The following is a 13,412-nucleotide window of genomic DNA, read 5'->3' as shown; positions in this document are numbered from 1 at the left end:
GATTTCCTGTTAAATTGGGGTTAAGCTGTCATTGGAACTGGCCATCATGTATAATAAGGGAGCGTCCGCTTGACCGGGTGGCTCTGACATAGGCAAGGTAGTTCAATAAGTGCTGGATGCAGTCTTTTTGAATACGAATGATTAAGAGTTTAGGGGTGTTCATGAATATGGATTTGAATGTTGATGTATGGATTGAATTTCTAAAACAAAACTGGCTCGTCATTGTTGTAGCCCTGGTTATCCTATTTCTGGTGCTGAATTTTGTTAAGACCGTAGTCAAATGGGCGCTGGTCCTTGTCATCGCTGCGTTCATCATTATATACAGCGGCATATCTCTCAAGGATATTGGCAATGCGGTGGAGACGGTGAAAGATCAGGCTGCTGATATCACCAAGTCGGAAGTTCTGCAGATGATGAAGAAGGAAGCAGCGGAAGCGGAAATTACACAGAATGGCGATGGAACGTTTACGATTAAGACGCCTAATCTTGAAGTTACAGGCAGTGACGGCGATGGCAAAGTAAAGGTGAAGTTCCATGGCGTATCTTTGGGTGAATGGAAGGTTAATGATACGATAGAGGCGTTTATTGAAGAAGCAAAACGCAAGTAGTGGGTAAGGTCTGCCTTAAATATTATGACCATAAGTCATCAAGATAGGGGGCAAGCATGACGATGGTCTTGGCTCAACAATTACAAGAAATAAACTGGATTAACGCATTGCTCATCTGTATTTTGCTTATATCTGTACTGCAAGGCTGGGCGCGTGGGGCATCCCGTACGGCGGGCAGGTTGTTCACCCTGGTTAGTGGGGGAATTCTGTCTGTAGTGAGCATAATCGGGGCGATTCCACTCACTATATGGTTATCCCCGAAGGTTCAGGACTGGCTATCCACCATTGCGTACCCGCAGCGTGATATGGCAACATGGGAACAAGTATATTACACCTTCATCACCGCGATCCGCGACTTTCCATTGATGCGGTTCGCTGTGTTATTTATTATTAGCTATTGGTTGATTCGTACTGTTCTGGGGTTGCTCTCGGCATTTTTACTGGGCAATTCCTCGCTGGAGCGCGTTCCGTCCGGAGGAGGGGGCAGGTCCTCGTTCCTGAGCAGGCTGCTCGGCGCATGCATCGGCACCGTAATCGGTACGGTCAGATGCATGATGATGATCGTCCTTTTATTTATCGTTGTTACACTATTTCCGAATAGTAGCTTCAGTCAATATGTGCAGGCTTCCACGGTATATCAGCAAGGAGCTCATACGGTAATTGAACCCCTGACCGGAGACTTGATCAAGGAGAAGCTGCCGGTGTTTACTCGCAGTGTGGAGGCGGAACTCAACGGTATTTTGCAGCGGAAGTATGAGGTGATCGATGCCAATATTCCGCAGGATATTGAACTGGCTGCGGCTAAAGTGACGGAAGACGCAGGTACGGATGAAGAGAAGGCAAGGCGTCTCTATGATTGGGTCGGCTCCAGAGTGAGCTATGATTATGGCAAGGTCAAGGATTATGAGGAGCGGGGGGACTGGCATGAACAGACGCCGCAGATGACCTTTGATACGAAAAAGGGAGTATGCATCGATTACTCGCGTCTGTATGCGGTTATGGCCAGGTCGCAAGGGCTTAAAGTGAAGGTTGTGACTGGATTAGGGTATGACGGTAGAGGAGGATACGGCCCTCACGCTTGGAATGAGGTCTATCTGACAGAGAAGGACAAGTGGATTCCGCTTGATTCAACCTGGGCGCAAAGTGGGGATTGGTTCAATTCGCCAGCCTTTTATGATACGCATGTTCCCGACAAAACGGCTTAAAAATAGAAGTACCGGGTGTAACCTCGCATCGGATTGAATCGTTATGTTAATATAGTTGATGAAGTATGGAAGGATGAAAGAGGAGAAACGCCCATGAAGAACTCATACAATGACGATCCTCGCGAGCAGGAAGCCAAGCTGAAGCGTCATTTTAATATTCGCTTGAATTTATTTTTTTTCAGTACTTTTATAATATTTACCGTCATTATCGTACGTCTGGCGATTTTGCAATTTGTAGAAGGGCCAAGTTTGTCCCAGCAGGAGACGAGTATGCGGGTCAAGGATGTCCCGCTATCACCGATTCGTGGCTCTATATTAGCGGCAGGCGGCGAGAAGCTTGCTTACTCGACTCCGGTTCAGTCGCTCTACATTACACTGCAGAAGGATTATAGCAAGTCGGACCGGGGCATGAAAAACCGGCCTGAAGCGCTGGAAATTGCCAAGAAGCTGAAAGAGGTATTTGATAAGTATGGCGATAAGGTCAACGAGCCGATGACGGAGGAAGATATCGTTAAGGCGATGGACCTGGATTATACCAAGGGCAATGGTTATTCGCCAAGGCTGATCAAGTCGGGGTTAAATAAGCAGGAGGTTGCTTATTTCCTGGAGCGTAAATCCGAATTCCCTGGTATCGATATCGTCGAGGATAGCGTGCGGCACTATGATACGGATACGGTGGCTGTACAGACCATTGGATACCTCAAGAAATATAAATCCATGGATGACGTTAAATGGTATGACCCGATCCGGGAAGCGAATAGTTCATTAGACAAGGACCCTGCCCTGGATTATACATCCGAGGAGCTTGTTGGTGCGGACGGATTGGAGATGTATTACCAGAATGAGCTTCGCGGCAAGAACGGCTACAAGAAAGTGCCGATCGATCCGCGAAATATGGCCACGGGCGTCTCCGAGATCGTACCTCCGGAGAAGGGGTATGATCTGCATACGAATATTAACAAGAATATTCAGCTTATCGCTGAGAAAGCCATTTTGGATCAGATTGATTGGGTCCATAAAAATCCGGTATCCGGTGAAGTTCACCCTAATGCGAAAACCGGTTATGCTGTTGCGATGGAAGTGGACACCGGTAAGATTGTGGCCATGGCGAGCATGCCGGACTATGATACGAATGTATGGCAATCCGGTGGGATTGATCCCGATGACTGGGCTAAAATAAACACAAATTATCAGAATGGAACGATTACCCCGTATAGTTCGGGGCAATCGGGACATAATTTTGGCTCTAATGTATTGCTGGGTTCAACGATTAAGCCTTTGTCTGTATTGATTGGTCTGAATGAGGGATTATTCAAGACAACTGATTATTACTCTGATAGAGGTATCGCTTACTTTGGTAAGAATGATTCTTCCAGTGTACGTAACTCGGGAAGGCATGTTTATGGCTCTATTAACCCTTCACAAGCGATCCGTGTTTCCTCCAATGCCTTTATGGTCGATATGGTGGGTGAGAGATTATACAATAAATACAAGGGCGATGGAATTGGCGTCTGGGATGAATATATGAAGAAGTTCGGTCTAGGGGTATCGACGGGAGTAGACCTGCCTAAAGAGTTCCTGGGTCAGCTTGGCTATAACAATGAATCAGAGACAGCACTTTCCCGATTGGTATATGCTTCTTTCGGACAGCAGGGCGGTTATACAACCATGCAATTGGCTCAGTATATAGCCACTCTCGCAAGCCGAGGTTCGCGAATGGAGCCACATATCGTCAACAAAATTACGGATGAGAACGGAAATATCATCAAAGAATTTAAACCGAAGGTATTAAATAAGGTTGAGTTTAAAGATGCTTATTGGGATGCCGTGATCAACGGTATGGAGACCAATGTCCAGGCGGCCTTTGCCGGATTCCCGTATGATTTTGCCCGGAAGACAGGGACCTCACAGCAATGGGGAGCGGGAGCTAACCGCGATAACGGAGTATTTATCGCCTTTGCCCCACGCAAAAATCCGAAGCTTGCTGTCGCGGTCATTATTCCTGAAGGCGGCTTTGGTGCCTGGAGCGCCGCGCCGGTCGCCCGGAAAATCTTCGATGCTTATGATCAAGAGTATGGGCTTGATGGCATTCCGAAGAAGACGCAAAATCAGCAGACGGATAATCAGAACACGGATCAAAAAAATAACACGCAATAAGAAAAATTTAAAATTGAATAAAGACGATACATCAGCGATCTTTCATGGCATGGCTTGGGAAAGATCGCTGTTTTTTTATCTATAACAACATGTCCAAGACTTTGATCTCAACAATGACGTGGAAAGAAAGCAGGGATATATATTGAAAATCGTCTATCCGTTAAATCGACGCGAGCAAGAAGCGGTGATGAGGAGTCGGTTTAATATCAGGCTGAATCTTTTCTTTTTCAGTGCGTTCGCTATTTTTACGGTTATCATTGTTCGCCTGGCGATCTTGCAATTTGTAGAAGGTCCGGACTTGTCCAAGCAGGAGATGCTGTTGAGAGTGAGGGATGTGCCGATGCAGCCCATGCGAGGGGATATCCTGTCTGCTGAAGGGGTAAGACTGGCCTATTCAACGCCGGTGCAAACCCTGTATTTAACTTTGCAGCAGAGCAATTATCATCCAGCGACAGAGTCGGGCAAAGGGAACTATAAGCAGGCCGTTGAATTAGCCCGACAATTAAAATTGGCTTTTGATACATATGGTGCAGCGGATAAAACATTAACCGAGCAGGATATTATCGACAGTATGGATCTGAGCTTCCGAATGAATGGGGGATTCGTACCACGGCGGATAAAGGTGGGATTGACTCCTGAAGAGGTGGCCTACTTCCTGGAACGAAAAAGTGAATTTCCCGGAATTGACATCGTTGAAGAGAGCGTTCGTCATTACGATAAGGACAGGGTAGCAGTACAAGCGATCGGATATTTGAAAAAATATAAATCAACTACAGACCTGGGATCGTACGAGGCAATCAGGGAGTCGCAAGGCAAAGATCCGGCACTGCAATATACGGAAGAGGAGTTCGTCGGCTTTGATGGTCTGGAATTATTTTATCAGAATGAGCTTCGGGGCAAGAATGGATCCAAAAGCGTATCGATTAATCCGCGGAACATGGTGGATGGGGTAACGGACTTAACCCCACCGGAGAAAGGCTATGACTTGCACACAACCATTAATAAAGAGGTGCAACTGGCTGCACAGCAAGCGATCCTCGATCAGATTCATTGGGTGCATACCAACCCGGTATCCGGGAAGGTACATCCTTATGCGCAGACGGGTTATGCCGTGGCCATGGAAGTGGATACCGGCAATGTGGTCGTCATGGCCAGTATCCCGGATTACGACACGAATTTGTGGCCGACAGGCAACATGACAAATGAACAATTTAGCAAAATTCAGGAAAATTACAGAAACGGAACTATTTCTCCTTTTAGCTCCGGACGTTCGGGGCATCATTTCGAATCGACGGTCCTGCTTGGTTCTACCATCAAGCCGCTATCCGTCCTGATCGGATTAAAGGAGGGGCTCTTCAAGACTAGCGACTATTATACCGATCGCGGAATAGCTTACTTCGGGAAGAATAATTCCGCGCGGGTAAGGAATTCGGGAAATCGGGCATATGGGAAAATTGATCCATCGATGGCGATTTTGCACTCTTCAAATGCCTTCATGGTGGATATGGTAGGAGAGAGGTTATATAACAAGTACAAGTCCAAAGGCATCAAAATCTGGGATGAGTACATGAAGGAGTTTGGGCTTGGAACTTTGACAGGGATCGATTTGCCGGGGGAATATATGGGGACGTTGGAATACAATGCAGAGTCGGAAACCGCGCTCTCCCGCCTGGCCTATGCCTCATTTGGACAGCAGGGCAAATATACAGCGATGCAGCTGGCACAGTATACGGCAACCCTGGCCAACCGAGGTAAACGAAGGGAGCCGCACCTTGTAAATAAAATCACGAATGCGGATGGCAAAGTCGTCAGACAATTCGAGCCAAAGGTACTGAATGAAGCAAAATTTAACGAGGCCTACTGGGATGAAGTAATTAGCGGTATGAAGACGGAAGTTAGCGCATTTACGAATTTTCCTTATGACTTTGCACGCAAGACAGGGACATCGGAGCAGGATTATAGGGGCGAGCGAATGGAAAATGGTGTATTTATCGCCTTTGCTCCACGCGTAAATCCGAAGCTGGCTGTAGCTGTAGTTATCCCGGAGGGTGGCTTTGGCGCCTGGAGCGCGGCACCGGTCGCGAGGAAAATCTTCGATGCTTATGATCAAGAGTATGGGTTGGACGGTATCCCGAAGAAAAGCCTGCAGCAGCAAGACGGTAAGCATGAATAAACTAAAGTTAATTTAATCATTTAAGGGCCAAGGTGAGAACTATTTTCAGTAAAAGTGAAAATAGTTCTTGCTTTTTGGCCTGTTTATCATTTAAAATTTGCATTAGGGAAACTTTTTTAGGAAAACGAAACAATTATATCTCTATGAAACATTTATTCTACTAAGCAAAAAAACAGAGCGCGCTGCTCGAGATATTAGGAGGACTAATCTATGGAACAAATTCGAGTTAAGAAGAGCCCTTTGCAAAGGGCAAAAATTACACTAAGTGTACTGGTGCTGGTAATTGTTGCAGCCTGCTCCAAGGTGGATGGGGAAGCGTCGCGTCTCCAAAGAGCCGAGGACAGCAGCAAAATTCAAGTTGTCTCCACGATTGGGATGATCACGGATGTTGTTCAGGAGGTCGGCGGGGAAGAGGTCGAAGCGATCGGCTTGATGGGGCCCGGGGTAGATCCGCACCTATATAAAGCTTCTCAAGGAGATATGACACGCCTGGATCAGGCGGATATGATCTTCTACGGAGGTCTCCACCTGGAGGGGAAAATGACGGAGATCTTCGAGAAGCTGGAGCGTAGCAAGCCGACGGTGGCCGTATCCCGAGGGATTGATACATCGCTGCTCCGCTCCGGAGAGGATGCAGGCGGTACGCAGTATGATCCTCATATCTGGTTCAATGTGAAACATTGGATCTCCGCAACGGAGACAATCTGCGATGCCTTGACCAGCTATGACCCGGCCCATGCCGATCTCTATAAGGACAATGCCGAGAAATATATTCAACAATTGAAGGAACTCGACGAAGAGGTACGAACGGCGATTGCCGAGATTCCAGAATCTGGCCGTGTACTTGTAACTGCGCACGATGCCTTTGGATATTTTGGAGAAGCCTACGGGATTAAAGTCATGGGATTGCAGGGGATCAGCACGGCCGCGGAGTATGGCTCAAAAGATGTAAGCGAACTTCGGGATTACCTGGTCGACAATAAGATCAAGGCGGTGTTCGTAGAATCCAGCATTCCGACAAAATCGATGGAGGCGGTCATTGCCGGAGCCAAAGAGAAGGGACATGAGGTTGAGATCGGCGGGGAACTGTATTCCGACTCATTAGGGGAGCCAGGATCCGATGCGGATACTTATATAAAAATGGTGCGGCATAATGTAAGCACGATCGTTAATGCTTTGAAATAAAATATAGGCGGTGACTAACGCCAAGGAGATAAGGAGCGATATAACCATGGGTGTGTACCCGCTTGAAGTAAGTAATTTGACGGTAGCCTATCAGAAGAAGCCGGTATTAAATTCGGTCTCCTTTCGGATTCCCTCCGGGAAGCTGATCGGGGTGCTCGGCCCCAACGGGGCGGGGAAATCGACGATGCTAAAGGCGGTGCTGGGGCTCATTCCGGCCGTTGAAGGTAACGTAAAGGTATTTGGCCGCAGTTATCAAGAGAATCGGAAGCAGGTCGGCTATGTGCCGCAGCGTGAATCTGTCGATTGGGACTTCCCGACGAATGCGCTGGATGTAGTTATGATGGGCAGATATGGACATCTGGGCTGGATTCGCCGACCGGGGATCAAGGAGCGGCAGATTGCCATGGAATGTCTGGCCAAGGTCGGCATGGCGGATTTTGCGGGCAGGCAGATCAGCCAGTTGTCCGGAGGCCAACAGCAGCGGGTCTTTCTGGCGAGAGCATTGGCGCAAAATGCCACTCTCTACTTCATGGATGAACCTTTCGCCGGGGTCGATGCGACAACGGAAAAAGCGATCATCCGCCTGCTGCATGAGCTTAAGGAGCAGGGCAAGACCGTGCTTGTCGTTCACCACGATCTGTCCACCGTGAAGGAGTACTTTGACGAAGTCGTGCTGCTTAACGGCAAGCTAGTAGCTGCAGGGCCAACCGAGGAGATCTTTACTTCCTCCAATTTGCAGAAAACGTATGGCGGACGAATTGCCATGTTGCAGGATGTAGCGCAGGAGGCGGTGAGTCTTACATGATGTCTACTTTGTTAGGCTGGCTTACCGATCCTAATATGCAGTGGATTTTAATGGGGTCCTTATTGCTTGGGATCGGCAGCGGAGTGATTGGCTCTTTCACTTATTTGCGCAAACAGAGTCTGCTGGGAGATGCGCTTGCCCATGCCGCACTTCCGGGGATTTGTATCGCCTTTATGTTAAGCGGTGTAAAATCAATTGGATTATTCATGCTTGGCTCGATCGTGTCGGGGATGATAGCGACCTTCGGGATATATGCCATCACTCGTTATTCGCGCATTAAGCAGGATGCAGCGCTTGGCATAATATTATCGGTTTTCTTCGGAATCGGGGTCATGTTAATGACGAAGATCCAGCATAGTGGGAACGGAAATCAAAGCGGACTCGATAAGTATATGTTCGGGCAAGCGGCATCGATGATGAAGTCCGATGTATATATGATGGGCGCTGTCTCACTGCTGCTGATCTTGATCTGCTTCCTATTTTTTAAGGAATTCAAGCTTGTCAGCTTTGACCCTGGTTTTGCCCGAGGAATGGGCATGAAAGTAGGGTTGCTGGAGCAGGCGCTCTTATTTATGACGGTGATTGCTGTCGTCGTAGGCATTCAAGCGGTTGGCGTTGTATTGGTAGCAGCGCTGCTTATCACTCCAGCCGTATCGGCCCGGTACTGGACGGATTCGCTTGGGGTGATGGTTATTATCGCCGGAGTGATCGGTGCATTCTCGGGTGCAACGGGGACGTTGATTAGCGGAACGCTGTCCAATCTTCCTACCGGACCGGTTACTGTTCTGGCGGCAACTTCGATGTTCTGCGTCTCGGCGGTGTTTGCTCCAAACCGGGGTCTTATAGCCAAGTTATGGCGTAGAGCGAGGACCAAGCAGCATATACGTCAGACTCAATCGCTCGAGACAGCTCGTCATCGCGCGGGAACCGTAGAAGGGAGGCTCGACGGATGATGGATTTCTGGATTATACTTACCGGCACCTTAGTTGCGGCAACCTGCGGAATTCTTGGCTGCTTCCTCATCCTGCGCAAAATGGCGATGGTGGGAGATGCGATAAGCCATTCCGTACTTCCCGGCATTGCGATTGCTTTCCTCATCGGCGGCTCGCGCGATTCGTTCCTGATGCTGTTTGGGGCCGCAGTGCTTGGACTGATTACCGTGTTCCTGATTCAATTGCTGCAGCGTAGTGGCTTGCAGTCAGATGCTTCCATCGGCATCGTATTTACGGCATTGTTCGCGATCGGGGTTATTCTGATCAGCCGAAATGCCCAGCATATAGACCTGGACCTGGATTGTGTGTTGTTTGGAGAAATTGCCTATGTGCCATGGGACTCTTTGATCTGGAATGGCTACAATCTGGGTCCCGTCGCTATCTGGATGCTGGGAGCAACCTTCCTTATTGTGCTGATAACGGTCGTGTTATTTTATAAGCAGTTCAAAATATGCGCCTTCGATCCTGCACTCGCTGCAGCTTTGGGCATACCTGTGGCGCTATTCCATTATTTATTGATGGGGCTGGTTTCCCTATCAACGGTAGCTTCCTTCGAAAGTGTAGGAGCGATTCTCGTCGTCGGGATGCTTATCGTCCCTGCAGCGACGGCCTATCTGTTGACCGATCGTCTTGGCTTGATGCTGCTGTACAGCGTCTTGATCGGGGCCATCAGCTCTACCGGCGGTTACTATATAGCGAAGCTGTTCGATGCTTCGATTGCCGGGTCGATGATCACGGTATGCGGAATACTGTTCGTTCTGGCGTTCCTGTTCTCACCTTCGCATGGGCTAATCTCCCGATGGACGAAGCGGCAGCAGATGCGGATGGGCAGTTTGAAACAGGCAGCAGAATGAATGAAGCAGGTAACAATGTAAAAGATATAGAGAATCCCTCTCGCGGGGGATTCTTTTTTTGTTTTTGTTCTGCGAGGTGGGATGACCGGGAAGTTGGATAGATATCTATAATAAATGGTGGATTTGCCGATTATATGCTCTCCTGTGAGCAGCGTCTATGTGATGCGGTGAGGATTATGATAAAATGACGGTATGTTGTGCCTACACTCCCGAATATCAGATTACAAATTACAGACAGGGGGATTACTTGTTGAAGTATAAATTGCTGGCATTGGATATGGATGGAACCTTGCTTACAGACCAACATCAGATTTCTCCGGATACGGAAAAATGGCTGCACAAAGCGATGGCAGCCGGTGTGCATGTATGCTTGTCAACGGGCCGCAGATTTGTTGATGCGGTGCCGTTCGGCGAACAGCTTGGTCTGGGTACACCGATGGTAACGGTTAATGGAAGTGAAGTATGGCGTTCCCCGCATGAGCTGTATCGCCGGGAACAACTCGATCAGTCGATCGTGAAGCGAATGCATCAAATGTCTCGGAATCATGATGTATGGTTCTGGGCGGATGCGGTAGAAGGAACTTATAATGAGAAGAACTGGAGGCCGGAGCTGCTGGAGCAGAATCATTGGCTTAAGTTCGGATACCATACTGAGGATCATGATTTGCGCCATTCCTTATTGACGGAGCTGCAAAATATCGGCAGACTTGAGATTACGAATTCTTCCCCTTATAATTTGGAGATCAATCCTGCCGGGATTAATAAGGCGACTGGGATTCGTACGGTCTGCGACCTGCTCGGCGTGAGGATGGAGGAGGTCGTGGCGTTTGGGGACAGCTTGAACGACCTTGCTGCTATTCAAGCGGCGGGTTTGGGTGTAGCAATGGGCAACGCGCAATTGGCGGTGCAGGAGCTGGCGGATATCGTAACGGCTTCCAACAATGATGATGGGATTGCGCTAGTTATTCGCGATTATATTTTGGCTTAGGAGTGATCGATGCATGGCAGTGCTGGGCTGGATATTGGTCATCGCTTTATTTGCAGTCGGGATGGCAGGGGCGGTATATCCTGTTTTGCCAGGGGTACTTGCTGTCTATTTTGCCTTCTTCGTCTACGGCTGGTTCTTCTCATTCGAATCGTTCGGGTGGGTGTTCTGGACGGTTCAAACCTTAATTGTCGTTGTACTGATGGTGGCCGACTATGCGGTTGGCGCCTGGGGTGTGAAGAAGTTCGGCGGCAGTAAGCTATCGGTCTGGCTCAGTACCATCGGCATCATTATCGGTCCCTTCGTCATACCGGCCTTTGGGCTTGTACTTGGTCCGCTGCTTGGGGCGATGATTGGGGAACTGATCCGAGGGGAAAGCATAGATAGAGCTTTTAAGGTAGGGATCGGCTCTGTGGTAGGTTTATTCAGCAGCTTTGTGGTTAAAATTATCCTCCAGCTTGTCATGATTATTCTATTTATCATTTGGATTCTCTAACTTATTATATCGGCGCATTACTCTTGCAGTAATCCTGGAAAGAAGGAATTATTTTTGTCCAAGAAAGAATCTTTCATCAGAGGCACGTTAATTCTTGCCGGAGCGGCATTGATCGCCAGAGTGCTGGGCTTGTTCCAGCGCGTTCCCTTGGAGCATATATTGGGCGATATCGGGAACGCCTCTTACTCCCAGGCGAATGCCGCTTATTTCATGCTGCTGACCATTGCAACAGCGGGAATTCCTAGTACGCTTAGTAAAATGGTATCGGAGCGACATGCGTTGAACCGCCCGATGGAAGCAAGGCGAATCTATCATGCCGGGCTGATGTTTGCCGTGATTTCCGGGATTGTTATGTTTGTACTCCTGTATATTTTTGCCCCGGTGTATGCTCGGGCATCGGGCATTCCGGAGACGGCCGTGACGATTCGGGCGTTAGCGCCGGCCTTGCTGTTATTCCCGCTGATCGCGATTATCCGCGGATATTTGCAAGGACGGAATATAATGATTGCCGGCGGTATTTCGCAGGTTATTGAACAATTCGTTCGCGTCGGAACCGGTTTGATTCTAGCTTTTCTATTCTATCATTGGGGTTATTCGGGTGAGAAGATCGCTGCCGGGGCTACATTCGGAGCGGTCATCGGCGGCGTCGCCGCGCTGCTTGTTATGCTCTATTACAATATGAAGGTTCGCCGCAAGGATCGCAGCGAGCTGCCGCTTCAGGCTCATGATGGACAGGCCAGGATTTCCTATGGGCAAATCTATGCGGAGATCTTCAAGCTGTCGATTCCAATCGTCGTCTCTTCGATGACGGTATCTGCAGTCAATTTCATTGATAACTCAATCCTGAAGCCGCTCTTGTCGGGACAGATTGGTCCGAATGAGGCGACTTATGTACTCGGAATCCTCGGCAATCGGGCGCAAATGATCGCGGGGATCCCACCGATTCTGGCTATTGCGTTAAGCCAATCGCTCGTTCCGATCATTTCGGCGGCCTTTGCCCGCGGGGATCAGGCGCATTTGAAACGGCAGGTTACGCTGGCGATGCAGGTCGCTGTGCTTACCGGGATGCCGATCATTCTTGCTCTCGGGACGGCAGCTTACTCGGTTAACGGTTTGCTGTTCAGTACGCGTGACGGAAGCGGAATCGTAGCTTTGCTTACTTTTGCCACAATATTCCAGATTACGATGATGACGAGCAACTCGATTCTGCTTGGAATTAATAAGGCGACCTTGTCGATGGTGCATGTTATCATCGGAATTATCGTCAAGCTGGCAGCCAGCTATGCTCTGGCTCCGCTGCTTGGTATCTACGGGATTATTATTGCGACAGCCCTTTGCTTCCTTGTTATTACGCTGCTTAACCTGCGTTCGATGAAGAGGATCGTACCGTTCTCGATTATGGGCGGGCGCTGGGCAGGCTTCCTGCTTACCGTCGTTGCTTTGACGGGAATTGGCTATGGGCTGAATCAGCTTGGCATCGGGATGGAAGCCTTCATGCCAGGCCGCGTGGCCTTCTTCCTCACCTGCTGCATCGTCGGGGTAGCGGTGGTTGCTCTTTATCCGGTATTGCTCGTTGTGCTGCGCGTTGTCCGCAAGGAAGAGCTGGGTACTTATCCGCGGGCGCTGCAAAAGGTCTTCAGACCGCTTATGCGCCTGCAGCGCGGTTCGGCAGGCACAGGCGGAACCATGTAAGAAGCTAGTCGGCGGCGTTCTCCGGGAGCGCCGCCTTTGTTATGTCGTACCGGTGCTCGCGACTGATGTCGCACAGGTACGGCGACTGCGGCGCGCTGATCCCGTTCAGCGCGCTCGGGTCCTTGAACCAATCCTCCCGCAGGATGGGTTCATAGGGGGCATCGACCCAAGCCTCCGTCAGCTTGGGGCTATAGAGACGCTCGCCGCCAGGCCGCGTCTCGCCTTCGGCAAGCGCTGACCCCCGGGCAGGCGGGGTCAGC

11 protein-coding genes and 1 pseudogene are annotated in these 13,412 nt (G+C 49.4%); 11 read left to right on the top strand and 1 reads right to left on the bottom strand.

Annotated features, from left to right (window positions below):
- The first annotated feature begins 137 nt into the window (after nucleotides 1–137).
- The 11 genes from BN1360_RS00650 (at nucleotide 138) to BN1360_RS00600 (ending at nucleotide 13,152) form a co-directional block, all read left to right on the top strand.
- Nucleotides 138–608, top strand: coding sequence for a hypothetical protein (locus tag BN1360_RS00650; protein ID WP_229520734.1), 471 nt, complete (start codon nucleotides 138–140; stop codon nucleotides 606–608).
- A gap of 56 nt (nucleotides 609–664) precedes the next feature.
- Complete coding sequence (locus tag BN1360_RS00645; protein WP_068778000.1) at nucleotides 665–1,813, top strand: transglutaminase domain-containing protein; 1,149 nt, start codon at nucleotides 665–667, stop codon at nucleotides 1,811–1,813.
- A 93-nt stretch (nucleotides 1,814–1,906) separates the two neighbouring features.
- On the top strand, nucleotides 1,907–3,970 hold the full coding sequence (locus tag BN1360_RS00640) for a peptidoglycan D,D-transpeptidase FtsI family protein (RefSeq protein WP_068777999.1): 2,064 nt from the start codon (nucleotides 1,907–1,909) through the stop codon (nucleotides 3,968–3,970).
- A gap of 187 nt (nucleotides 3,971–4,157) precedes the next feature.
- Nucleotides 4,158–6,143, top strand: coding sequence for a peptidoglycan D,D-transpeptidase FtsI family protein (locus BN1360_RS00635; protein WP_068778047.1), 1,986 nt, complete (start codon nucleotides 4,158–4,160; stop codon nucleotides 6,141–6,143).
- A 210-nt stretch (nucleotides 6,144–6,353) separates the two neighbouring features.
- Nucleotides 6,354–7,328, top strand: coding sequence for a metal ABC transporter solute-binding protein, Zn/Mn family (locus BN1360_RS00630; protein ID WP_068777998.1), 975 nt, complete (start codon nucleotides 6,354–6,356; stop codon nucleotides 7,326–7,328).
- Between the two features lie 46 nt (nucleotides 7,329–7,374).
- Nucleotides 7,375–8,133, top strand: a complete 759-nt coding sequence (locus BN1360_RS00625) for a metal ABC transporter ATP-binding protein (protein WP_068777997.1) — start codon at nucleotides 7,375–7,377, stop codon at nucleotides 8,131–8,133.
- Nucleotides 8,133–9,086, top strand: a complete 954-nt coding sequence (locus BN1360_RS00620) for a metal ABC transporter permease (protein WP_068778046.1) — start codon at nucleotides 8,133–8,135, stop codon at nucleotides 9,084–9,086. The genes BN1360_RS00625 and BN1360_RS00620 overlap by 1 nt, the downstream gene beginning before the upstream one ends.
- Nucleotides 9,083–9,979: a metal ABC transporter permease gene (locus BN1360_RS00615; RefSeq protein ID WP_068777996.1), complete on the top strand. Its 897-nt coding sequence runs from the start codon at nucleotides 9,083–9,085 to the stop codon at nucleotides 9,977–9,979. Before BN1360_RS00620 ends, BN1360_RS00615 begins: the two co-directional genes overlap by 4 nt.
- Nucleotides 9,980–10,163: 184 nt before the next feature.
- Nucleotides 10,164–10,967, top strand: coding sequence for a Cof-type HAD-IIB family hydrolase (locus BN1360_RS00610; RefSeq protein ID WP_068777995.1), 804 nt, complete (start codon nucleotides 10,164–10,166; stop codon nucleotides 10,965–10,967).
- A 13-nt stretch (nucleotides 10,968–10,980) separates the two neighbouring features.
- Nucleotides 10,981–11,460, top strand: a complete 480-nt coding sequence (locus BN1360_RS00605; protein WP_068777994.1) for a DUF456 domain-containing protein — start codon at nucleotides 10,981–10,983, stop codon at nucleotides 11,458–11,460.
- 54 nt (nucleotides 11,461–11,514) lie between these two features.
- Nucleotides 11,515–13,152, top strand: a complete 1,638-nt coding sequence (locus BN1360_RS00600; protein ID WP_068777993.1) for a putative polysaccharide biosynthesis protein — start codon at nucleotides 11,515–11,517, stop codon at nucleotides 13,150–13,152.
- A gap of 4 nt (nucleotides 13,153–13,156) precedes the next feature.
- Here BN1360_RS00600 and BN1360_RS00595 read toward each other — a convergent pair.
- Nucleotides 13,157–13,412: pseudogene (locus tag BN1360_RS00595) on the bottom strand (DUF2515 family protein); the annotation flags it as partial.

The sequence above is a fragment of the Paenibacillus sp. GM2 genome (assembly GCF_900069005.2).
Classification (GTDB): domain Bacteria; phylum Bacillota; class Bacilli; order Paenibacillales; family Paenibacillaceae; genus Fontibacillus.
Note: the sequence above shows the minus strand (reverse complement) of the source record. Positions and strands in the feature narration are given on the sequence as shown.